General features: G+C 73.1%; 19 protein-coding genes. 5 read left to right on the top strand and 14 right to left on the bottom strand.

Annotated elements, in window-relative coordinates:
- Nucleotides 1-74 precede the first annotated feature (74 nt).
- The 3 genes from AB0E85_RS04830 to pdhA are packed head-to-tail and all read right to left on the bottom strand — an operon-like array spanning nt 75 to nt 3,651.
- The gene (locus AB0E85_RS04830; RefSeq protein ID WP_361922361.1) at nt 75-1,499 is read right to left on the bottom strand and encodes a dihydrolipoamide acetyltransferase family protein; all 1,425 of its coding nucleotides are present in this window, start codon (nt 1,497-1,499) and stop codon (nt 75-77) included.
- On the bottom strand, nt 1,499-2,503 hold the full coding sequence (locus AB0E85_RS04825; RefSeq protein WP_361922360.1) for an alpha-ketoacid dehydrogenase subunit beta: 1,005 nt from the start codon (nt 2,501-2,503) through the stop codon (nt 1,499-1,501). The genes AB0E85_RS04830 and AB0E85_RS04825 overlap by 1 nt, the downstream gene beginning before the upstream one ends.
- Entirely contained in the window at nt 2,500-3,651 is a 1,152-nt protein-coding gene (gene pdhA, locus AB0E85_RS04820; RefSeq protein ID WP_361922358.1) for a pyruvate dehydrogenase (acetyl-transferring) E1 component subunit alpha, read from the bottom strand. The genes AB0E85_RS04825 and pdhA overlap by 4 nt, the downstream gene beginning before the upstream one ends.
- Before the next feature lie 190 nt (nt 3,652-3,841).
- Between pdhA and AB0E85_RS04815 the strand changes: the two genes are divergently transcribed.
- Entirely contained in the window at nt 3,842-4,327 is a 486-nt protein-coding gene (locus AB0E85_RS04815) for an Lrp/AsnC family transcriptional regulator (protein WP_361922399.1), read from the top strand.
- An 18-nt stretch (nt 4,328-4,345) separates the two neighbouring features.
- Here AB0E85_RS04815 and AB0E85_RS04810 read toward each other — a convergent pair whose 3' ends face one another.
- From AB0E85_RS04810 to AB0E85_RS04800, 3 genes are all read right to left on the bottom strand, one after another.
- Complete coding sequence (locus tag AB0E85_RS04810) at nt 4,346-4,654, bottom strand: hypothetical protein (RefSeq protein ID WP_361922356.1); 309 nt, start codon at nt 4,652-4,654, stop codon at nt 4,346-4,348.
- Between the two features lie 114 nt (nt 4,655-4,768).
- Complete coding sequence (locus AB0E85_RS04805) at nt 4,769-5,359, bottom strand: TetR/AcrR family transcriptional regulator (RefSeq protein WP_361922354.1); 591 nt, start codon at nt 5,357-5,359, stop codon at nt 4,769-4,771.
- Nucleotides 5,356-6,879, bottom strand: coding sequence for a 3-hydroxyacyl-CoA dehydrogenase (locus tag AB0E85_RS04800; RefSeq protein ID WP_361922352.1), 1,524 nt, complete (start codon nt 6,877-6,879; stop codon nt 5,356-5,358). Before AB0E85_RS04800 ends, AB0E85_RS04805 begins: the two co-directional genes overlap by 4 nt.
- Nucleotides 6,880-7,039: 160 nt before the next feature.
- Here AB0E85_RS04800 and paaN point away from each other — a divergent pair, with 160 nt between their 5' ends.
- A complete protein-coding gene (paaN, locus tag AB0E85_RS04795; protein WP_361922351.1) occupies nt 7,040-8,731 on the top strand; it encodes a phenylacetic acid degradation protein PaaN in 1,692 nt (563 codons plus the stop codon).
- A 68-nt stretch (nt 8,732-8,799) separates the two neighbouring features.
- On the opposite strand, the gene AB0E85_RS04790 is transcribed toward paaN, so the two are convergent.
- Genes AB0E85_RS04790 through AB0E85_RS04780 form a run of 3 tightly spaced genes read right to left on the bottom strand, consistent with a single transcriptional unit; the run spans nt 8,800 to nt 11,581 of the window.
- The gene (locus tag AB0E85_RS04790; RefSeq protein WP_361922349.1) at nt 8,800-9,543 is read right to left on the bottom strand and encodes a TrmH family RNA methyltransferase; all 744 of its coding nucleotides are present in this window, start codon (nt 9,541-9,543) and stop codon (nt 8,800-8,802) included.
- Complete coding sequence (locus AB0E85_RS04785; protein ID WP_361922347.1) at nt 9,540-10,751, bottom strand: HTTM domain-containing protein; 1,212 nt, start codon at nt 10,749-10,751, stop codon at nt 9,540-9,542. Before AB0E85_RS04785 ends, AB0E85_RS04790 begins: the two co-directional genes overlap by 4 nt.
- The gene (locus AB0E85_RS04780; protein WP_361922398.1) at nt 10,748-11,581 is read right to left on the bottom strand and encodes a DUF5819 family protein; all 834 of its coding nucleotides are present in this window, start codon (nt 11,579-11,581) and stop codon (nt 10,748-10,750) included. The genes AB0E85_RS04785 and AB0E85_RS04780 overlap by 4 nt, the downstream gene beginning before the upstream one ends.
- An 813-nt stretch (nt 11,582-12,394) precedes the next feature.
- On the opposite strand from AB0E85_RS04780, the gene AB0E85_RS04775 reads away from it, so the two are divergent.
- The gene (locus AB0E85_RS04775) at nt 12,395-13,528 is read left to right on the top strand and encodes an acyl-CoA dehydrogenase family protein (protein WP_361922345.1); all 1,134 of its coding nucleotides are present in this window, start codon (nt 12,395-12,397) and stop codon (nt 13,526-13,528) included.
- Nucleotides 13,529-13,580: 52 nt separating this feature from the next.
- On the opposite strand, the gene AB0E85_RS04770 is transcribed toward AB0E85_RS04775, so the two are convergent.
- From AB0E85_RS04770 to AB0E85_RS04755, 4 genes are all read right to left on the bottom strand, one after another.
- Entirely contained in the window at nt 13,581-13,910 is a 330-nt protein-coding gene (locus AB0E85_RS04770) for a rhodanese-like domain-containing protein (protein ID WP_361922396.1), read from the bottom strand.
- A gap of 65 nt (nt 13,911-13,975) precedes the next feature.
- Nucleotides 13,976-14,845 (bottom strand): hypothetical protein, encoded by an 870-nt coding sequence (locus AB0E85_RS04765; RefSeq protein WP_361922343.1) that lies wholly within the window; start codon nt 14,843-14,845, stop codon nt 13,976-13,978.
- 432 nt (nt 14,846-15,277) lie between these two features.
- Nucleotides 15,278-16,717, bottom strand: a complete 1,440-nt coding sequence (locus AB0E85_RS04760) for a DUF2252 domain-containing protein (RefSeq protein ID WP_361922342.1) — start codon at nt 16,715-16,717, stop codon at nt 15,278-15,280.
- Between the two features lie 135 nt (nt 16,718-16,852).
- A complete protein-coding gene (locus AB0E85_RS04755) occupies nt 16,853-17,560 on the bottom strand; it encodes a ScbR family autoregulator-binding transcription factor (protein WP_361922340.1) in 708 nt (235 codons plus the stop codon).
- 177 nt (nt 17,561-17,737) lie between these two features.
- On the opposite strand from AB0E85_RS04755, the gene AB0E85_RS04750 reads away from it, so the two are divergent.
- Both AB0E85_RS04750 and AB0E85_RS04745 read left to right on the top strand, forming a co-directional pair.
- On the top strand, nt 17,738-18,988 hold the full coding sequence (locus tag AB0E85_RS04750; protein ID WP_361922338.1) for a ScbA/BarX family gamma-butyrolactone biosynthesis protein: 1,251 nt from the start codon (nt 17,738-17,740) through the stop codon (nt 18,986-18,988).
- The gene (locus tag AB0E85_RS04745; protein ID WP_361922336.1) at nt 18,985-19,908 is read left to right on the top strand and encodes an NAD-dependent epimerase/dehydratase family protein; all 924 of its coding nucleotides are present in this window, start codon (nt 18,985-18,987) and stop codon (nt 19,906-19,908) included. Before AB0E85_RS04750 ends, AB0E85_RS04745 begins: the two co-directional genes overlap by 4 nt.
- A gap of 63 nt (nt 19,909-19,971) precedes the next feature.
- Here AB0E85_RS04745 and AB0E85_RS04740 read toward each other — a convergent pair whose 3' ends face one another.
- Nucleotides 19,972-21,288, bottom strand: a complete 1,317-nt coding sequence (locus AB0E85_RS04740) for a cytochrome P450 (RefSeq protein WP_361922335.1) — start codon at nt 21,286-21,288, stop codon at nt 19,972-19,974.
- Between the last annotated feature and the right edge of the window lie 80 nt (nt 21,289-21,368).

The following is a 21,368-nucleotide window of genomic DNA, read 5'->3' as shown; positions in this document are numbered from 1 at the left end:
CGGGCCCCCGCGATCACACGGAACGCGGGGGAAGCGACGCGATCACGAAGGCCGGCTCGGACGAGGAACAGGAATCACAGCGTCCGCAGCAGGACCGCCGGCTGTTCCACGCAGTCCGCGACGTACCGCAGGAATCCGCCCGCCACACCGCCGTCGCACACCCGGTGGTCGAAGGTGAGCGAGAGCTGGACGACCTGCCGCACCGCCAGCTCACCCTCGTGCACCCACGGTTTGGGGACGATGCGGCCGACGCCGAGCATGGCGGCTTCGGGGTGGTTGATGATCGGGGTGGAGCCGTCGACGCCGAAGACGCCGTAGTTGTTCAGCGTGAACGTCCCGCCGGTGAGGTCGCCCGGCGTCAGCGTCCCCGTCCGGCCCGCCTCGGTCAGCCGGGCGAACTCGGCGGTCAGCGATTCGGCGTCGCGTGCGTGCGCGTCCCGTACGACCGGGACGACCAGGCCCCGGTCGGTCTGCGCCGCGAAGCCCAGGTGCACCTGGCCGAACCGGACGATCTCCCTGGCCTCGTCGTCGACCGTGGAGTTGAGCTCGGGGAAGCGGGCGAGGGCCGCGGTGCAGATCCTGGCCAGCAGGGCGAGGAGGGAGATCTTCGGGCCGCCGGCCGCGTTCATGGCCGTGCGCGCCCGCATCAGCTCCGTGGCGTCGGCGTCCACCCAGCAGGTGGCGTCCGGGATCTCGCGGCGGCTGCGCGCCAGCTTGTCGGCGACGGCGCCCCGGATGCCCTTGAGCGGGGTGCGGATCTCGGCGGGCGCCGCTGTCGCCGAGGACGCCGGCACGAGCGCCGGGCTCGGCGCCTGCGGCACGGGCGGGTGCGGCTCGGCCGCCGGAGCCGTCGTGGCCCCCCGGCCGGCGGCGCGCAGGGCGTACTCCACGTCCGCCCGCAGGATCAGCCCGTCGGGGCCGGATCCGGTCAGCTCCCGCAGGTCAAGGCCGTTCTGCCGGGCCAGCCTGCGCACCAGGGGCGAGATCACGGGGACGGGTCCGTCCTCCGTCGCGAGGCCGCCCGCCCGCCCGTTCACCGCCGCCGGGGCGCCCGCGGCCTGCGCGTCCACAGGGGCAGCGTCGGCTGCGGTCCGCCCGTTCGCCGTTCCGGCACCGGACTGCCCGGCCGTCGCGGACGCGCCGGACGCCGGCCGCTCCTGCCGGACCCGGCGGCGCCGCGCGGGCGCCTCGGAGGTGCCGTACCCGACCAGGACGTTGCCCGAGCCCTCGGAGGCGTTGCCGTCGGCGGGCTTCTCCCCCACGGCGACCGTGATCAGCGGTGCCCCGACGGGCAGTTCCGTGCCCTCCTCGCCGAAGCGGGCCGTGACCACGCCGCCGTAGGGGCACGGCACCTCGACCATCGCCTTGGCCGTCTCGACCTCGACGACCGGCTGGTCGATGGCGACGACGTCGCCGACCTCGACCAGCCAGCGCACGATCTCCGCCTCGGTGAGCCCCTCCCCGAGGTCGGGCAGCTTGAACTCCAGCACCTGTGCCATCAGCTCTCGGCCTCCCACTGCAGACGCCCCACGGCGTCCAGGATCCGGTCCACACCGGGCAGGTGGTGACGCTCCAGCATCGGCGGCGGGTACGGGATGTCGAACCCGGCCACGCGCAGCACCGGCGCCTCCAGGTGGTGGAAGCAGCGTTCCGTGACCCGGGCCGCGATCTCACCGCCGGGGCCCCCGAAGGAACCCGACTCGTGGACGACGACCGCGCGGCCCGTCCGCCGTACCGAGGCGCACACCGTCTCGTCGTCGAACGGCACCAGGGAGCGCAGGTCGACGACTTCGAGGTCCCAGCCCTCGCCCTTCGCCGCCTCGGCCGCCTCCATGCAGACGGGCACGGAGGGCCCGTAGGTGATGAGCGTGGCGCTCCGGCCCGGGCGCCGCACCACCGCTCGGCCGATGGGTTCGACGGGCGTCGGCTCCTCGGGGTTCCAGGAGTCCTTCGACCAGTACAGCCGCTTCGGCTCCAGGACGACGACCGGGTCGTCGGAGGCGATGGCGGCGCGCAGCAGACCGTAGGCGTCGGCGACGGTGGCGGGCGTGACGACATGGAGGCCCGGAGTCGCCATGTAGTACGCCTCTGAGGAGTCGCTGTGGTGCTCGACGCCGCCGATGCCACCGCCGTAGGGGACGCGGATGGTGATCGGCAGGGGCATCGTGCCGCGGGTGCGGTTGCGCGTGCGGGCCACGTGCGAGATGAGCTGCTCGAACGCCGGGTAGGCGAACGCGTCGAACTGCATCTCCACGACCGGGCGCAGGCCGTACATGGCCATGCCGACGGCGGTGCCGAGGATGCCCGCCTCGGCGAGCGGGGTGTCCGTGCAGCGGTCCTCGCCGAACTCCTTCGCCAGTCCGTCGGTGACGCGGAAGACGCCGCCGAGGGTGCCGACGTCCTCGCCCATGACGTGCACGGCGGGGTCGGCGGCCATGGCGTCGCGCAGCGCCCGCGTGAGGGCCTGGGCCATGGTGGCCGGCTTGACGGCGACGGTGGTCATCGGTGCGTGCCGCCTTCCGGCTCGGTGTCGGCCTCGGCCGCCAGCTCGGCCCGCAGCTGGTCCTGCTGCTCGCGCAGTTGGGGTGTGGGCTCGGCGTAGACGTGGGTGAAGAGGTCCACCGGGTCCAGGGCCGGGTCCTGGTTCATGTGCTCGCGCAGGGCCGCCGCCATGGTCTCGGCGTCCTGGCGGGCGGCTTCGATGCCGGCCTCGTCGAGCAGGCCGCGCCCGGTCAGCTCGCGCTCCAGCAGCCGGATCGGGTCGTGCTCGCGCCAGGTCTCGACCTCGGCGTCGCCGCGGTAGCGGGTGGCGTCGTCGGCGTTGGTGTGGGCGTCGACGCGGTAGGTGATCGCCTCGACGAGGGTGGGGCCGCCGCCCGCGCGGGCGCGGCGCACGGCGTCGGAGAGCACCTCGTGCACGGCGGCGGCGTCGTTTCCGTCGACCAGGCGGCCGGGCATGCCGTAGCCGACGGCCTTGTGGGCCAGCGACGGGGCCGCGGTCTGCTTGGCGAGCGGGACGGAGATCGCGAAGCCGTTGTTCTGCACGAAGAAGACGACCGGGGCCTGCCAGACGGCGGCGAAGTTCAGTGCCTCGTGGAAGTCGCCCTCGCTGGTGCCGCCGTCGCCGACCATGGCCAGCGCGACCACGTCGTCGCCCTTGAGGCGGGCGGCGTGCGCAAGGCCCACGGCGTGCGGCAGCTGGGTGGCCAGGGGGGTGCACAGGGGGGCGACCCGGTGCTCGTGGGGGTCGTAGCCGGTGTGCCAGTCGCCGCGCAGCAGCGTGAGCGCCTCGACCGGATCCACGCCCCGGGCGACCACGGCGAGGGTGTCGCGGTAGCTGGGGAACAGCCAGTCCTGCTCCTTCAGCACCATCGCGGCGGCGACCTCGCAGGCCTCCTGGCCGGTGGTGGAGGGGTAGACCGCGAGACGGCCCTGCTTGGTGAGGGCGGTGGCCTGCGCGTTGTAGCGGCGGCCCTTCACCAGCTGCGCGTACAGCGTCCTCAGCAGCTCGGGGTCGGCCTTCGCGGCCGCCTCGGTGCCGAGGACGCGGTACGGCTCGGCGTCGGGCAGCAACGGCGCGGGATCCGTCCGGGGCTGCCAGGCGGGCGGCGGGGTGGGCTTGTACGCGCCCCGCTGCTCCATGACCGTCATGACGGCACCTCCTCGTGGGAGCGGCTCGAAGAGGCGCGTCGGCTGTGACCCGCCTCACCTACCGATTGTTCGGTCGACGGCGCAATTTGGCTATGGGTGGCCTCAGGCTGTGGACAAACGGTTCTCCACAGCCTGAGATGGACGCAGTACGTCCATGGTAGGGAGGTCGGCGCAGGTGGCATCTGAACAAATGGCCGCGCGGCAGGACGACGGCGGCGTGCCGCCGCCGCCGCGACCTCTGGACGCCATAGATCAGGACATCCTGCGCATGCTCCAGGCGGACGGGCGCGCCTCGATACGGTCGGTCGCCGAGCGGGTCCACGTCTCGCGCGCCAACGCCTACGCCCGCATCAACCGGCTGGTCGAGGACGGCGTGATCCGGGGCTTCGGCGCCCGCGTCAACCACGAACGGGCGGGTCAGGGCACGTCCGCGTACATCACGCTGAAGATCGTGCAGAACTCCTGGCGCACGGTGCGCGAGGAGCTCAGACAGCTGCCCGGGGCCTCCCACATCGCCCTGGTCGGCGGCGACTTCGACGTGCTGCTGCTGGTGCACGTGTCCGACAACCGGGCGCTGCGCGAGCTGGTGCTGACCCGGCTCCAGGCGATCCCGCAGGTGCTCAGCTCGCGCACGCTGCTGGTGTTCGAGGAGGAGGATCTGGAGCCGCAGGGGTGACCGGCCCGGCCCCGCCCGTCAGTCCGAGGCCATCGCGGCGCCGAGCAGCACCGCGAACATCACCGGGAGCAGCGCGCAACCGAGTCCGGTGCCGGCCGCCGCGATCCGCAGCCCGCGCAGGGACCGGCGGTGGGGCAGCACCCAGGCGAGCGCGATGAGGCCGGCCGCCCAGAACAGCACGCCCGAGAAGGCGCCGGGGCCGTCCTGGGCGGCGAACCAGCGGTACTCCAGCGCGAGGAGCGGCAGGCCGGGCAGGGTGGCCACGAGCGGGGCCCGCCACCACGTCCGGTGAGCGGCGGGGGAAGGCGGCGCGTCGTTTCCGGGCATGCGCCCCACCCCATCACCGCGCCACGGCCGGGACATCGTCACGCGTACTCATCCCGCCCAGGCGCGCGTACTCACGCGAAGGGGCCGCCGTCGGACGGCCTCGCGCATGTCGCGTCAGGCGGCCTTGCGCAGGCCTGAGAAGGCCACCTGCACCACCGCGTCGGCCACCTCGCGCTCGTTCATGCCGCGGCCGTCCGGCCGGTACCACTCGACGATCGAGTTGATCATGCCGAAGACCAGCCGGGTCACCAGCCGGACCTCTATGTCGGCGCGCACGTCCCCGTCCGCCGCGGCGGCCTTGAGCAGGTCGGCGACGCGGTGGTCGAAGTCGCGGCGCCGCTCCAGGGCCCACCGCTCGGTGTCGGTGTTGCCCCGCACGCGCAGCAGCAGGGTCACGTAGGGCAGTTCGGTGATGAGCACCTCGACCATGCGCCGGACGACGTACTCCAGGCGGTCGGCGGCACGCCCCACGCGCGCGTGCTCCTCGTCGAGGATCCCGAAGAGCCCGTCCAGGGCCCGGCTCACGGCCCGGCGCAGCAGCTCCTCCTTGCCGGCCACGTGATGGTAGATCGACGACTTGGAGATGCCGGCCGCCTTGGAGAGGTGCTCCATGGAGGTGCCGTCGTAGCCACGCTCGTTGAACACCCGGACGGCGACGGACAGCAACGTGTCCGGGGTGTAGGTGTCGCGCTTGGCGGTGGTCATGAGGCGGTGCCTTCCCGCGGGTCGGGGGCGTGGGCGTGGCGGTACAGCGCCAGGGACGGCGCGTAGCGGCCCGAGGGATCGCGCCGGTGCAGGTCGTCCAGGAGCACGTAGGCCCAGGTGCGGCCGAGGCGGCGGCTCCACTCGAAGGGGCCCAGGGGGTAGTTGACACCGAGGCGCATCGCGGTGTCGATGTCCTCCTCGGTGGCCACGCCCTTGGCGACCGCGTCGTGCGCCAAGTCGATGATCCGCGCGACCGTGCGGGCGACGATCATGCCGGGCATGTCGCCGATGAAGCTGACCTGCTTGCCGAGCGCCTGGAAGAGGCCGGCGGCCTCGGCGATGGCCTGCGGGGAGGTGTCCTGGGAGGCGGACAGGGCGATCCGGGTGGCCCGGCGGTAGTCCAGGGCGAGGTCGAAGTAGACGAGGTCGCGGTACTCCACGGCGGTCTGCCCGTCGGCGAGGACGAGCCGGCCGCCGCTCGGGAGCAGCAGACACGCCCCCTGATCCTCGTCGTCGCTCTCGTCGCGGACCGGGATGCCCGCCTCCCCGATCATCGCGAGCAGCTCGGCGGCCGGCCCCAGGTCGCCCTCGGCGACGACGTACGCGGGCGGCTGCCGCCGCTCGGCGGTGTCCGGCTCGGGGCGCTCGGCGCCGTCGCGGTGGTCGTACCAGCCGTGGCCGGTCTTGCGGCCGAGCCGGCCGGACTCGACTAGGCGGCGCTGGGCGAGGGACGGCGTGAAGCGCACGTCGTGGGAGAAGGACTGCCACACCGACTGCGTGACGGACTCGTTGACGTCCTGGCCGATCAGGTCGGTCAGCTCGAACGCGCCCATCCGGAAGCCGCCCGACTCACGCAGCACGGCGTCGATGGTGGCCGGGTCGGCGCCCTGCGCCTCGTAGACCGCGAAGGCCTCGGCGTAGAAGGGCCGGGCGATGCGGTTGACGATGAAGCCCGGGGTGTCCGCGCAGGCCACCGGCGTCTTGCCCCAGGCCCGGGCGGTCTCGTACGCGCGCGTGGCATGGGTGACGTCGGTGGCGAACCCGGAGACGACCTCGACCAGCGGCAGCAGCGGAGCGGGGTTGAAGAAGTGCAGGCCGACGAAGCGGCCGGGGGCGCGCAGGGCGCCGCCGATGGCGGTGACGGACAGCGACGAGGTGTTGGTGGTGAGCAGGCAGTCGTCGGAGACGATGCCCTCCAGGTCGCGGAACAGCGCCTGTTTGACGTCCAGGCGCTCCAGGACCGCCTCGACGACCAGGGCGCAGTCGGCGAGCTCGGCGAGGTTCTCGGCGGGCAGCAGCCGGGCGCGGGCGGCGTCCCGGTCGGCGCCGGTGAGCCGGTCCTTCTCGACGAGCCGGTCCAGCCGGGCACCGATCGCCTCGGCCGCCTTCCGGGCCCGCCCCGGGGCGGTGTCGTACAGCCGTACGGGATGGCCCGCGACCAGCGCGACCTGGGCGATTCCCTGGCCCATGGTGCCGGTGCCGACGACGGCCACGGGGCTGCTGAGGTCGAGTGCTGTCATGTGCGCGATCCTCCCGCACGGGGTTTTCCACAGATGCGGCGGACCCCCTTGAACCGACCGATCGTTCGGTTACTCTAGCTCTGTCCGAGTGTTCCTGCCCAGGTTTCTGCCCAGGTCATGAACTCGACGAAGAGTTCTTGAGACGAGGAGATGGTCACCCATGACCGCCGCACTCTCGGCGCACGAGCTGATCGCCCGGCACCGGTCCACCCTCGACCAGGCGCTGGAAGCGATCCGCACGCGCGCGTACTGGTCCCCGCACCCCGAGCACCCGAAGGCCTACGGGGAGAACGGCAGCCTGGACGCGGCGGCGGGCAAGGCCGCCTTCGACGCCCTGCTCGGCTCCCGCCTCGACCTCGGCCAGCCCGGGACGGACGACTGGGTGGGCGGCGAGACGTCCCCCTACGGCGTCGACCTGGGCGTGACCTATCCGCACGCGGACCTCGACGTGCTGCTGCCCGCCATGAAGGCCGGACAGCGGGCCTGGCGCGACGCGGGCGCGGAGCAGCGCGCGGTGGTCTGCCTGGAGATCCTCAAGCGCATCAGCGACCGGACGCACGAGTTCGCCCACGCCGTCATGCACACCTCCGGCCAGGCCTTCATGATGGCGTTCCAGGCGGGCGGGCCGCACGCCCAGGACCGCGGCCTGGAGGCCGTGGCGTACGCCTACGTGGAACAGGTGCGCACGCCCGACAACGCCGAGTGGACCAAGCCGCAGGGCAAGCGCGACCCGCTGGCCATGAACAAGCAGTTCACCCCGGTCCCGCGCGGCATCGCCCTGATGATCGGCTGCAACACCTTCCCGACGTGGAACGGCTACCCGGGCCTGTTCGCCTCCCTCGCCACCGGCAACGCCGTCCTCGTCAAGCCCCACCCGCGCGCGGTACTGCCGCTCGCGCTCACCGTGCAGGTCGCGCGCGAGGTGCTCGCGGAGACCGGCTTCGACCCGAACCTGATCGCGCTGGCCGCCGAGCGCCCCGGCGAGGGCATCGCCAAGACCCTCGCCCTGCGCCCCGAGATCCGCATCATCGACTACACCGGCTCGACCGAGTTCGGCGACTGGCTGGAGGCCAACGCCCGCCAGGCGCAGGTCTACACGGAGAAGGCCGGCGTCAACACGGTCGTCGTCCACTCCACGTCCGACTACAAGGGCATGCTCGCCAACCTGGCCTTCTCGCTGTCCCTGTACAGCGGCCAGATGTGCACGACCCCGCAGAACCTGCTGGTCCCCCGCGAGGGCATCACCACGGACCAGGGCCCCAAGTCCTACGACGAGGTGGTCGCGGACCTCGCCAAGTCGGTGGACGGCCTGCTGGGCGACGACGCCCGGGCCAACGCGCTGCTCGGCGCGATCGTCAACCCAGACGTGAAGGCCCGGCTGGAGGCCGCGGCGGGGCTGGGCGAGGTCGCCCTGGCCTCCCGCGAGATCACCAACCCGGACTTCCCGGGCGCGGTCGTCCGCACACCGGTGATCGTCAAGCTGGACGGGGCCAAGCCGGACGACGAGGCCGCGTACATGAGCGAGTGCTTCGGGCCGGTGTCCTTCGCCGTGGCCGTCGACTCGGCCACCGACGCGGTGGAGCTGCTGCGGCGGACCGTCCGGGAGAAGGGCGCGATGACCGTCGGGGCGTACACGACCGACGCGGAGGTCGAGCGGGACGTGCAGGAAGCCTGCCTGGAGGAGGCGGCACAGCTGTCGCTGAACCTCACGGGCGGGGTGTACGTGAACCAGACGGCCGCGTTCTCCGACTTCCACGGGTCCGGTGGCAATCCGGCGGCGAGTGCGGCGCTGTGTGACGGGGCGTTCGTCGCCAACCGGTTCCGGGTGGTCGAGGTGCGGCGGGACGCCTGAGCACTCGGGGGTGCGGTGATCGTGCGTCTGCCGGCGCGTAGGGGCTTGTCGCGCAGCTCCCCGCTCCCCTAAAGGGACGCCCCGAAACTCCAGTGGTAGAGGGTCATCGCCACGCTCGTCGCCAAGTTGTAGCTGCTGACCTGGGGGCGCATCGGGAGGGACAGGAGATGGTCGGCCCGGGCGCGCAGCTCGGCCGACAGGCCCGTGCGCTCGGAGCCGAACGCGAGGACGGCGTCGTCCGGGAGCTTGACGCCCCGGATGTCGTCGCCCTCCGGGTCCAGGGCGAACAGCGGGCCGGGCGGCAGCTCGTCGGCGGTCAGCCGCTCCACCGTCGTCGCGAAGTGCAGTCCCGCCCCGCCGCGCACGACCGTGGGGTGCCAGGGGTCGACCGTCCCGGTCGTCACCACACCGGTCGCCCCGAAACCGGCCGCCAGGCGGATCACCGCACCCGCGTTGCCCAGGTTGCGCGGGTTGTCGAGGACCACGACCGGGGCCGTGCGGGGCGTGCGGGCCAGTTCCGCGAGGTTCGACTCCCGGGAGGGCCGTACCGCGAGCGCCGCCACCGCCGTCGGGTGCGGGCGGGGCACGAACGACGTGTACGTCCCGTACGGCACCTCCGTCAGCAGCCCGGCCAGCGCGTCCCGTACGTCTGGGGCCAGTTCCTCGGCCAGGGCCAGTGCGGCGGCCCGGTCCGCGGTGACCGCCACCGGCACCTCCGCACCGAAACGCAGCGCGTGCTTGAGGGCGTGGAACCCGTCGAGCAGCACGGTGTCGCCGGCGAGCCGGTGCCAGCGGGTCACGGGGTCGGTCATGCCCCGGAGCCTACGTGCTCGGCGTCGGGGTTCTCACGGGCACGCTGCCCGGGCAGGGTCACACGCCCGCCCCGGCGCGCGAGCCGGTCACGCGCCCGTGCCGCCCGGCAGCCCAGGCGGCGCAGGAAGCCCGTCGGCAGGAACACCGCGTCCGCCGCGATCATCGCCAGCGAGAAGAACGGCAGACCGAGGACCACGGCGATCACGGCGTGCTCGGTCATCATCACCGCCAGCAGGACGTTCTTCACCCGCCGGTTGAACAAGGTGAACGGGAAGGCGACCTGCACCAACACCGTCCCGTAGGTCACCAGCATCACCATCGTGCCGCTGGCCGACAGCAGATCGGCGAGCGCCGGCCAGGGCGAGAAGTACTCCAGGTGGAGCGGGTAGTAGACCGCGGTGCCGTCCTGCCAGCGAGAGCCCTGGACCTTGTACCAGCCGGCCGTCGCATAGATCAGGCACGCCTCGGCCATGATCACGAGCAGCGCGCCGTTGTGCACGATGTTGCCGATCACGTCCAGCAGGATCCGCGGCTCACCGGTCCCGGCCCGGCGACCGACCAGCCACCACAGCGCCTGCACCACCCACACCGTCCACAGCAGCGCCGGTATCAGCCAGTCGCCCTGCATCCGGCCGACCAGGGTCACCGCGGCCAGCACGACCCCGAGCACGCCCCACAGGGCCGGTCCGGTCCGGTCCGTGACCCGCTCACCCCGCGCGCGCGCCGCCCGCTCCCGCACGGCCCGACGGGCGTCCAGCGACCACACCTGGGCACACCGCGTGAAGACCAGGTAGATCGACATCAGGTGCAGCACGTTGTCGCCGCCGTCGCCCATGAAGACGCTGCGGTTCTGCAACGACAGCACACCGACCATGAACAGCACCGACATGGTGCGGGTGCGCCAGCCCAGCATCAGCAGGGCGCTGGAGAGGACCCCGAGCGCGTAGACGATCTCGAACCAGACCCGGCCGTCCGACCACATCAGCGTGGTGAAGGAACCGTTGGATGCGATCAGCTGCTGGGCGAGATCCCAGCTCCAGGGTCCGTCGGGACCGTACAGCTCGTGGCGGTGGGGGAGCTCACGGAGCAGGAACAGCAGCCAGGTGGCGCTGAAGCCGATGCGGACGACGGCCGTCTGGTAGGGGCCCAGGGCGGCCTCGGTGACGCGGGCGATGGCGCCCGAGACGGCCAGCGAGAAGCGGTTCACCGCACCCCTCCCGCGGCCTCGTCCTGCGGGACCCTCCACCACGGCAGCTCCCGGTAGGACGGCGTCGTGGAGACCTTCTCCCGGCTCCACTCGGGCGGCGGCACGTTGCTGGTCCGGGAGCGCACCTGCACCCGCTCGATGACTCCGGAGCCCCCGGTCGCGGCCCGTATCGCGTCGTCACGGTCGAGGCGCAGCACCATGATCCGGCGAAGGTACGACTCCGAGAGCGAGCCGCGCAGGCCCACCGGTCGGTTCTCGCCGTCGTGCGTGGCGACGTAGAAGTCCCAGGCGCGGCGCAGCTCGTTCTGCTGGGTGTGGCTGGGCAGCAGGTTGCCGTCGATGGCGCGGCCGTCCTCGGCGGACAGGTCGTACCAGCCGGTGGTGAGCGTCATGCCGTCCGGCCCCCGGATCCCGGCGCGGACCTGGATCGAGATGTTCTGCTGGAGCGGGTTCGGCGCGAAGAGCTTCCAGTTCTGCTCGAACTCCGGATAGATCCAGTCGTCCACGGCCTTGCCGTGCGCCTTGGTGACCGTGTTCGCCGGCGCGACGTGCAGGAACGTCATCCCCAGATGCACGCACACTCCTACGGCGACGACCGCCAGCGCCAGGGCTACCGCGATCCGGTAGCGGAGGGAGAGTGCGGCGACGCCGGTGCGGGCTTCGCCGAGGGGGCAGGAAACCGACGGCTCAGACCGCTCGGACGACCCGGGCGACTCGACGAGCCCGGAAGGCCACACCGACCCTGACCACACGGGCGACTCGACGAGCCCGGGAGGCCCCACCGGCCCGGACCGCACGGCGGGATCAGCAGCGCCGGACGGCACACCCAGACCGGCGCCCCCGAACGGCCCGACCGGATCGGCGCCCGCGGAGGACTCGACCGGGTCGGCGCCCGCGGAGGGCTCGACCGGATCGGCGCCCGCCGAGCGCTCGACCGGATCGGCTGTCCCGGAGGGCCCGATCGGATCGGCTGTCCCGGAGGACTCGACCGGATCGGCGTCCCTGGAAGACTCGACCGGATCGGCGGACTCCGCCGGTGCGCCCCGCTCCTCGGGCGGGCCCGGTCGGCTCGGCGCGTCCGGCCGGCTCGGCGCGTCCGGCCGGCTCGGCGCGTCCGGCCGGCTCGGCGCGTCCGGCCGGCTCGGCGCGTCCGGCCGGCTCGGCGCCTCCGGACCGTGCCGGACGTCAGGACCGTGCCGGGCGTCCGGGCCGTGCCGGGCGTCCGGGCCGTGCCGGGCGTCCGAGCCCTCGTCGTACGCGTCCATTCCGCCCCGTTCCACGATCCCGGTCCGTCGTTCCGCCCGCCCGGCCGCGAGGGCGTCGTACCGCCCGCGCGGCACTGCGCGGCGTCGGCACGGGCACGGTACTCAGGACGCCAACCCGGGCACAGCCCCCTGCCCGCCGGTCCCGCCGTGGCCGTCGCCACACCGCGGAGGCCGACCGTACGGCGAGCGCGACCGGTCGAAGCCGCGGTCCCCCTGGCCCACAGGGGACCCCCGCAGGTTATCCACAGGGCGCCCCGGCCGGTCGTCCATGAGAGTGACACCCTACGGCGCCCGCCCGTACACCCATTCCCTTCTTCTAGAACCTGTTCTATCTTGACGCCCCGTCAGCTCACCGGGATCGCCGGAAGGACAGGCACCGTGGACTTCACCTTCACCGAGGAGCAGCAGGCGGCAGCCGAGGCGGCGAGGGGCGTGTTCGCCGGGGTCACGCCCGACGCCGTGCCCAGCCCGGCCCTCACCTCCGGCGCCGTCGCCGATACGTACGACCAGGCCCTGTGGGCCACACTCGCCGACGCGGACCTGCTGAGCCTGCTGCTCGACACCCGGTACGGCGGGGCCGGACTGGACGCCATCGCCTTGTGCCTGGTGCTGCGGGAGTCGGCGCGGGTCCTGGCCAGGGTGCCCCTGCTGGAGAGCAGCGCGGCGGCGGCAGCCGTCCAGGCCTACGGCGGCGAAGAGGCGAAGGCGGACCTGCTCGCCCGGGCCGGCCGGGGCGAGACCGTGCTGACCGTCGCCGCCCACGGCCGCACCGGCCACGACCCGGCCGAGCAGGCGGTGACCGCCCGGCAGGACGGCGGCACCTGGGTGCTCGACGGGGTCCAGACCGCGGTGCCGTGGGCCCATGATGCGGACGTCACGCTCGTCCCGGCGCACACCGAGGTCGGCCGGACCGTGCTGGCCCTGGTGCCGCGCGGCCACGAGGGAACCGTCCTCGCCGAGCAGTTCTCCACCAGCGGCGAGCGGCTCGGCGAGCTGCGGCTGGAGTCGGCACGGCTCGCCGCCCGCGACGTGATCGACGCCGACGGGGCGTGGGAGTGGCTGCGGGATCTGCTGGCCACCGGGACGTGTGCGCTGGCCCTCGGCCTCGGGGAGCGCGTCCTGCGGATGACCGGGGACTACACGGGCAAGCGGGAGCAGTTCGGGTTCCCGATCGCGACCTTCCAGGCCGTCGCCGTGCAGGCCGCCGACCGCTACATCGACCTGCGCGCGATGGAGGCCACGCTGTGGCAGGCCGCGTGGCGGATCTCCGCCGGGGCCCCGGGTCCGCTGCCCGCCGCCGGGGACGTGGCCGTCGCGAAGATCTGGGCGTCGGAGGGCGTACGCCGGGTCGTGCAGACCGCGCAGCATCTGCACGGCGGCTTCGGCGCCGACGTCGACTACCCCCTGCACCGCTACCACGCCTGGGCCAAGCACCTGGAACTGTCACTCGGCCCGGCGTCCGCACACGAAGAGGCCCTGGGGGACCTCCTGGCGACCCACCCACTGGCCTGACGAGAACGGGCGGGTCCAGCACGTCCGGGCGGAACTACACGTCCGGGCGGAACTAGAGGACGAACCCCTGCTGCCCGTCGTCCGTCACGACGGGACGGCCCACCGCCTCCCACACCTGCATGCCGCCGTCGACGTTCACGGCGTCGATGCCCTGCTGGGCCAGGTACATCGTGACCTGGGCGGACCGTCCGCCGGAGCGGCAGATCACATGGACCCGCCCGTCCTGCGGGGCGGCCTCGGCCAGCTCGCCGTAGCGGGCGACGAACTCGCTGATGGGGATGTGCAGCGCCCCTTCGGCATGACCGGCCTTCCACTCGTCGTCCTCCCGGACGTCCAGCAGGAAGTCGCCGTCCTTGAGGTCCGCGACCGCGACCGTGGGCACACCAGCTCCAAAACTCATGCGTCCGACGCTACCGGAACCGGCCAGTGCCCCGACCGGGGCACGGCTCAGACCTGGCCCTCGCTCTCGCCCTGACCCTCGCCCTGACCCTGGCCCTGCCCTTCGTCCTCGCCGAGCAGCGCGGCCAGCTCCGTCTCGCGTTCGGTGACCTGGGAGAGCAGGCCCTGCCCGATCTCGTCCAGGAGCCGGTCCGGGTCGTCCGGGGCCAGCTGGAGCATGTGGCCGATGGCGCTGTCCTCCAGTTCCCTGGCGAGCAGGCCGAGCAGCTCCTTGCGCTGGGCGAGCCATTCGAGCCGGGCGTAGAGCTCCTCGGCGCGGCTCGGGCCCCGCTTCAGCTCGGGTCCCTTGGCCCACTCCTCGGCGAGTTCACGCAGCTCGGCCTCGTCGCCCCGGGCGTAGGCGGCGTTGACCCGCGTGATGAACTCCTCGCGCCGCGCGCGCTCCTTCTCCTCCTGGGCCAGGTCCGGGTGGGCCTTGCGGGCGAGGTCGCGGTAGAGCTTGCGGGCCTCCTCGCTGGGGCGGACCCGCTGCGGGGGCCGGACCGGCTGGTCCGTGAGCATCGCGGAGGCCTCCGGGAACAGACCGCTGCCGTCCATCCAGCCGTGCAGCAGATCCTCGACGCCGGGGATCGGGGCGAGCCGGGCCCTGGCCTCCTCCGCCCGCTGGCGGTCCGCGGGGTCGCCGCTGCGGGCGGCTCTGGCCTCCAGGATCCGGGCGTCCAGCTCCTCGAGCCGGGCGTAGAGCGGGCCGAGCTTCTGTTCGTGCAGCCGGGAGAAGTTCTCGACCTCGACGCGGAAGGTCTCCACCGCGATCTCGTACTCGATCAACGCCTGCTCGGCGGCCCGCACGGCCCGCTCCAGCCGCGCCTCGGGCCGGGCGGCGTCGCCACCATCCTGCTCAGCTTCCGGGGTCGTCACCCGACCAGCCTAGGTGACGGCCCGACCCCGTCCACGCCCCGAGGGCAGCCCCGGCCGGACGAACCCGACGGACGGCGCCACTTCCGACGCCCCCGGCCCCAGCCACAGCCCCCGGCCACGTCCGGCGATCCCCAGCCACAGCCCCCGGCCACGTCCGGCCATCCGCGGCCACAGCCCCCGGCCACATCTGGCGATCCGCGGCCGCAGCCCGCGCCGGCACCGACACCGGTACCCGCACCCGCACCCGCACCCGCAGCCTCACTGAACCGGGAACCCCCAGCCCCACCCCCGCAGCCTCACTGAACCGGGAACCCCCACCCCGCAGACGCCCACACAGGCAGCCCGCACCCCGCAGCCGCCCACACGGGCAGCCCGCAGCCCGCAGCCCGCCACCCGCGCTTGCCCGCAACCCGCGCTCAAAGCCCGCTGGCCCTACACCCCCACCTCCGCGGCCACCTTCCTCGCCCGCACTCCGGCCACCAGATCCGCGTGATCCGCCTCGGTCCGGTCGGCGTAGGCCACGGCGAAGTCCGCCATCGCCTCGTCAAGCTCCTCGTTCTTCCCGCAGTACCCGGCGATGAGTCTCGGATCGGCGCTGTGTGCGTGCGCGCGGGCCAGGAGCGCCCCGGTCATGCGGCCGTAGTCGTCCATCTGGTCGGCGGCCAGCGCGGCCGGGTCGACGCTGCCCTTGCGGTTGCGGAACTGGCGGACCTGGAAGGGGAAGCCGTCGACCGACGTCCAGCCCAGCAGGTTGTCGCTCACGACCTGCATCCGCTTCTGGCCCATCACGACCCGCCGCCCTTCGTGACCGGCCTCCGGTGCCTCGAAACCGGCCTTCACCAGATGCGGTACCAGCGCCGACGCCCGCGCCTCCTTCACCTGGAGCACCAGCGGCTCGCCCCGGTGGTCGAGGAGCAGCACGACGTAGGACCGGGTGCCGACACTGCCCGTGCCGACGACCCGGAAGGCCACGTCCTGCACCGCGTACCGGGCGAGGAGCGGCAGGCGGTCCTCCTGAAGGGTGCCGACGTATTCCTCCAGGGACGCCGCCACCGCCGCGGCCTCGGCGTCCGGGACCCGCCGCAGCACCGGCGGGGCGTCGACGAAGCGGCGCCCGCCGTCTTCGGTCGCCTCGGTCGACTTGGCCGCGAAGCGGCCGCTGGTGTTGTGCCGGGCCTTCTCCGAGACCCGCTCCAGCGTTCCGAGCAGATCATGGGCGTCCGCGTGGGAGACGAGCTCCTCGTCCGCGATGGCGTTCCACGCGTCCAGCACCGGGAGCCTGGCCAGGAGCCGCATGGTCCTGCGGTAGGCGCCCGCCGCGTCGTAGGCCGCCTTGCGGCACTGGTCCTCGTCGGCGCCCGCCACCCGGCCCGCGAGCACCAGGGAGGCGACGAGACGCTTGAGGTCCCACTCCCAGGGGCCGGGCACCGTTTCGTCGAAGTCGTTCAGGTCGATGACCAGGCCGCCGCGCGCGTCGCCGTACAGGCCGAAATTGGCGGCGTGGGCGTCGCCGCAGATCTGGGCCCGGATCCCGGTCATGGGCGTGCGCGCCAGGTCGTACGCCATGAGGCCCGCCGCTCCGCGCAGGAACGCGAACGGGGTGGCGGTCATGCGGCCGACCCGGATCGGGGCCAGCTCGGGCAGCCGCCCACGGCCGGACTCCTCGACGGCGCTCACCGCGTCGGGCCGGGACGCGTCCAGGTCGAGCGTGGCGTGCGCGCCGCGCGGGATCCGCTTGCGCAGGGCCTTGCCCTCGTCCTTGGGCGAGCCCTCGGCCGGCCATTCGGCGAAGCCACGCACCTTGGGCAGCCGGCGCGGCGCCCCGTCCCTCGCCGTGGCCCCGCCCTCGTCCTGAGCTCCAGCCCTGATCATCCCGACCGCCTCCCCCGCACGCGCACGAACATCAACTCGTGCCGACCGTACAACCGGCGGCCGAAACGCGTCAGACCCTGTGGACAACTCCACAGCTGTGCACAACCCCTGCCGGGCGCGTGCGACGGTGGTTCGCTACGCCCCCGACGAGACGGAAGGCACGGCAGGCACGGAAGGCACCGAAGCCTGTACGGCGACGGCCCTTCCCTCCTCCGTCCGTACCTGCTCCAGCAACCGCTCGGCCCGGTCCACCGAGATGTCGAGCCGGGCCAGCACCGCGGGCACGGTGATGCTGGGCAGGAAGTGCTCGAACAGCACGACGACACGGCGCTCCAGATCCTGCCGCTGGCAGCGTAGCTGGGACAGCAGCTGCACCCCGGAGAAGCTGCCGACGAGCAGCTCCGCCGTCTCCGCCACGTCGACGTGCTGCAACAGCTCGCCGTGCGCCTTCGCCTCGGCCAGCAACTGCGTGTTCTGGTCGATCCACATCCGGAAGGCCGGGGTGCGGTCGAGGTCCATGGCCCCTTGGTCGAGGGCGAGTCCCACACTGGCCCGCACCAGCGGTTCGGACCGCAGCCGGCGGGCCATCACCAGGCCGGAGTCGACGAGCTCCTGGAGCTTGCTGGACTGCGGCGGGAGCGCGATCGCGAGTTGCTCCTCGAACACCCCCACCGCCAGCTCCTCCTTGGAGCCGAAGTGGAAGTACAGCGCGCCCTTGGTGACGCCTGCCCGGTCCAGGATCTCGCCGATGGTCGCCGAGGTGTAGCCGCGTTCGTCGAAGACGGCCGCTGCCGCCTCCAGGATGGTCCGCCGGGTGCGGATCGCGCGCTCCTGTCGCGCCATCGGGTGCCTCCTGAGCTTGGTCGATCCCTGTGAAGTCGCTGTGTGGCGAGGGCGCGAGGGGCTGCCCCAGCGGCTTGGCCCACCCTTTGAAAAAAACCGGCTCGTCCGTATCTTAGTCAAGCGTCGATCGCGGCCAGGCAGCCGATCCTGGGGGTTCTCATGCCGCAGACAGCGCCTTTGAGCGCACTCACGGAGGATCAGACCGGAAGCGGGGGCCGTCGGGCAAACGGAACCGCTACGACCGTCGAGAACCCGCCATACCCCGCCGTCCCCCGGCAGGCGGCAGCTCCGGGCCCCACCTCCGCGGAACCCACGCCCTCGACCACCGCCACCGCCACCGCCACCGCCACCGCCACCGAGGAACCCGCGTCCTCGGCGACCGCCCCCGACAAGCCCGCACCCTCGGCGACCGTCTCCGCAGAACCCGCACCCTCGACCACGCCCCCCGAGAAGCCCGCACCCTCGGCGACCGCCCCGGAGGAACCCGCGCCCGGGTCTCCCGCCACCGGCCACACCCCCCACCCGCCCATCACCGCCGTCACCACGGAACTCGCCCACCGCACCACCGAGACGGACGTCTTCCCCGCCCGGTGGGCCCGAATCTCCGACACCCGCTTCCGGTTCACCGCGCACTGGCCGGCCGCCCACCCTTTCTTCGGCCCCGTCGACGTCCGGCACCAGGACCCGATGATCGTGGGCGAAACGTTGCGGCAGGCCTCGATGGTGCTGGCGCACGCCGAGTTCGGCGCCCCGCCAGACACCCACTTCGTCATGTGGGACATGACGGTCGACGTCGACCCGACCGCCCTGCTGCTGGCGGACGCCGCGGAGCCGGTCGAGTTCGACGTCGTCTGCTCGGAGATCCGCCGCCGCGGACGCGGACTGCGCAGCATGCGGACGACGATGGAGTTCCGCCGCGCCGGACGGTTCCTGGCCCGCGGCACCGGAAGCACCGGCTGCACCCCGCCGCGCGCCTACCGCCGCCTGCGGGCGGGCCGGTTGAACGCCCTGAACACACCGGTCCCCCTCCTGGCGGGCATAGCACCGCAGGTCGCGGGACGGTCCCGCGCCGAGGACGTCGTCCTCGCCCCCGCCGACCGCCCCGGCGTCTGGAACCTGCGCGTCGACACCGGCCACCCGGTCCTCTTCCCGCGGCCCAACGACCACGTCCCCGGCATGGTCCTGTTCGAGGCGGCCCGCCAGGCCGCCACCGCCGCGTCCGGCCTGCGCCCCTTCCTGCCGGGCACGCTGACGGCCGAGTTCACCCAGTACGCGGAGCTGCACAGCCCGTGCCGGATCGAGACCGAGGTCATCGACGACCGCCCCGCGGAAGTGACCGTACGGGTCGCGGGCCGGCAGGACGGCGCGTCCGTCTTCACCGCGAGCCTGACCTCCCCCCGGCCGGCGCGGGTACGGTCCCCGTCGTGACGGTGAAGGTTCTGGTCACGGGCGCGAGCGGCTTCGTCGGCAGCCGGGTCGCCGCCGCGGCACAACGGCAACCCGACGTCCACGTACGCCTGTTGTCCCGCCATGCGCCGCAGGGCCCCGAGTACGTCCACGGCGACCTCTGCGCCCCGCCCTCCCTGCGCGGGGTCTGCGCCGACACCGACGTCCTGGTGCACTGCGCCACGCAGGTCGGCGGCGACGCCGAGACCGTCCAGGCGGTCAACGACCACGGCACCCACGCCCTGGTCGAGGAGGCCGTGCGCGCCGGAGTGCGCCGGATCGTGTACGTCAGTACGGCCGCCGTCCACGGCCGGGGCCCCTTCCGCGGCGTACGCCCCGGGGAGGCGCCGATCGCGCCGGCATCACCCACCAGCCGCACCCGGGCCGCCGCCGAACGGTACGTCCTCGACGCGGGCGGCATGGTGCTGCGCCCGCACCTCGTGTACGGCGAGGGCGACCGCTGGGTGATCCCCGGGCTGGTGTGGCTGATGAAGGAACTGTCGGCGACCCTGACCGGCTGCGAGGCGCTCCAGTCGATGATCGACGTCGACACCTTGGGCCGTGCGGTGGTGGCCGCCGCGCTCTCCTCCGCGCCCGGCGGGGGTGTGCACCACGTCAACCATCCCGAGCCGGTGACGGTCGCGGACCTGCTGGCCGCCGTGTCCCGGGAGCTGGGGGAGCCCGGCGGCGGTGCGGCCGTGGACGTCGCCACCGCCCTCGACCGGGCCGCCGGGTCAGCCCCGGCCCTCCATCACCTCGGCATGCTCACCGTCGACCACTGGTTCGTGGACGACGCGTTCTGGAAGGACCTCGGCTGCTCGCCCGGTGAGGGGTTCGCAGCCGCGTTCAGCCGCGCGGCGCCCTGGTACCGCGCGTTCCTCGACGGCCGGAGAGCCTCCTGACCGCCTCGGCCTGCGCGGCGCCTGCACCTGCGCCTGCGCCTGCGCCTGCGCCTACATCTGCGCCTAGACCTCCGTATCCGCCTCCATGTCCGCCTCCGTCTCCGCCTCCGCCTTCTCCGGGGGCGGGCCCGCCGGGCCGCGGCGGCCGTGCAGCAGCACCGGCAGCTCCTCGTGGCCGGTGGAGATGATGGATCGCAGCCGCTTCGGCGGCCGCGCCGGATCAGCCAGTGCCAGCCGCGGGAAGCGCTCGAACAGCGACGTCAGGGCCACGGTCGCCTCTGCCATCGCGAGGGGGCGGCCCAGGCAGTGGTGCACGCCGTGGCCGAAGGACAGGTGGTCGCGGCTGGTGGTGCGCGTGACGTCGAACCGTTCGGCGTCCGGCCCGTGCCGTTCGGGGTCGCGCCCGGCGCCGGCGAAGGAGACCACGAGCGGGTCGCCCTTGGGGATGGTCAGACCCGGCTCGATCTCGATGTCCTCGACGGCGTAGCGCAGGCCCGACATGGCGCCCGGCGCCTCGAAGCGCAGCGACTCCTCCAGCGCGTCCTCCCAGCTGACCTGCCCGGAGCGCACGAGGTCGAGCTGGCCGGGGTGGGCGAGGAGGCTGTGCACGGTGTTGTCGATGAGGTTGACGGTCGTCTCGAACCCCGCGGTGAGCAGCAGGATCAGATTGTCCATCAACTCCTGTTCGCTGAGGCTGCCTTCGTCGCGCGCGGCGATGAGCGCCGTCGTCAGGTCGTCGGCCGGGTGTTCGCGCTTGTGCTGGAGGAACGCGGTCAGCGTGCCATAGAGGTCGACGGCGTTGGCCTGGGCGTCCTCCAGGGAGATCGCCGTGTCGAAGAAGCGGCTGATGATGCGGTAGAGGGCCGCCCGGGGTCCGTCCTGGCCGGGCGGTACGCCGAAGAGTTCGCACACCACCTCGTGCGGGACGGGCGCCGCGAACGCCGCCCGCAGGTCGACGACTTCGCCGTCCGGGATCCGCTCCAGGGCGTCCAGTGCCCGGTCGACGATGTCCTGGACGCGTGGCAGCAGCGCGTCGACGCGGCGCTTGGTGAAGGCGGCGGCCATCGGTTTGCGCAGCCGGGTGTGGTCGGAGCCGTAGGCGGTGACCATGTTGCGCACCGAGACCCAGATGGCGAGCGGCCAGGTGCGGGAGATGTCCCCGTTGATCCAGGCCGGCCAATGCTGGAAGGCGTCCTTGCTCGTCTCGGGTCCGGCCAGGAGCCGCTTGTTCAGCTCCAGGCCGGTGATCCACCACGCCCGTACACCGCCGGGGAGTTCGACCTCCACGGCCGGGCCCTGGGCACGGATGCGGGCTATCTCGCCGTAGAGGTCCTGGCCGGACGGGTCGATCGACAGGAAGGGGCAGGCCTGCTGTGCCATGACTCATCGCTCCTTGGTCCAGAGGCTGGGGGGACCATCGTGCGATCCGGGACCGGAAAAAACTTGGCATCCGGTTTGTT

The organism is Streptomyces sp. NPDC029044, from assembly GCF_040637495.1.
Taxonomy (GTDB): domain Bacteria; phylum Actinomycetota; class Actinomycetes; order Streptomycetales; family Streptomycetaceae; genus Streptomyces.
The sequence above is the reverse complement of the archived record's forward strand: the minus strand, read 5'-3'. Positions and strand labels throughout refer to the sequence as shown.

What these genes read in the sequence shown, in the direction of transcription:
- AB0E85_RS04830 (WP_361922361.1), bottom strand. Translation starts at nt 1,499, where the DNA reads ATGGCACAGGTGCTGGAGTTCAAGCTGCCCGACCTCGGGGAGGGGCTC.
- AB0E85_RS04825 (WP_361922360.1), bottom strand. Translation starts at nt 2,503, where the DNA reads ATGACCACCGTCGCCGTCAAGCCGGCCACCATGGCCCAGGCCCTCACG.
- pdhA (WP_361922358.1), bottom strand. Translation starts at nt 3,651, where the DNA reads ATGACGGTCATGGAGCAGCGGGGCGCGTACAAGCCCACCCCGCCGCCC.
- AB0E85_RS04815 (WP_361922399.1), top strand. Translation starts at nt 3,842, where the DNA reads ATGGCCGCGCGGCAGGACGACGGCGGCGTGCCGCCGCCGCCGCGACCT.
- AB0E85_RS04810 (WP_361922356.1), bottom strand. Translation starts at nt 4,654, where the DNA reads ATGCCCGGAAACGACGCGCCGCCTTCCCCCGCCGCTCACCGGACGTGG.
- AB0E85_RS04805 (WP_361922354.1), bottom strand. Translation starts at nt 5,359, where the DNA reads ATGACCACCGCCAAGCGCGACACCTACACCCCGGACACGTTGCTGTCC.
- AB0E85_RS04800 (WP_361922352.1), bottom strand. Translation starts at nt 6,879, where the DNA reads ATGACAGCACTCGACCTCAGCAGCCCCGTGGCCGTCGTCGGCACCGGC.
- paaN (WP_361922351.1), top strand. Translation starts at nt 7,040, where the DNA reads ATGACCGCCGCACTCTCGGCGCACGAGCTGATCGCCCGGCACCGGTCC.
- AB0E85_RS04790 (WP_361922349.1), bottom strand. Translation starts at nt 9,543, where the DNA reads ATGACCGACCCCGTGACCCGCTGGCACCGGCTCGCCGGCGACACCGTG.
- AB0E85_RS04760 (WP_361922342.1), bottom strand. Translation starts at nt 16,717, where the DNA reads ATGATCAGGGCTGGAGCTCAGGACGAGGGCGGGGCCACGGCGAGGGAC.
- AB0E85_RS04755 (WP_361922340.1), bottom strand. Translation starts at nt 17,560, where the DNA reads ATGGCGCGACAGGAGCGCGCGATCCGCACCCGGCGGACCATCCTGGAG.
- AB0E85_RS04740 (WP_361922335.1), bottom strand. Translation starts at nt 21,288, where the DNA reads ATGGCACAGCAGGCCTGCCCCTTCCTGTCGATCGACCCGTCCGGCCAG.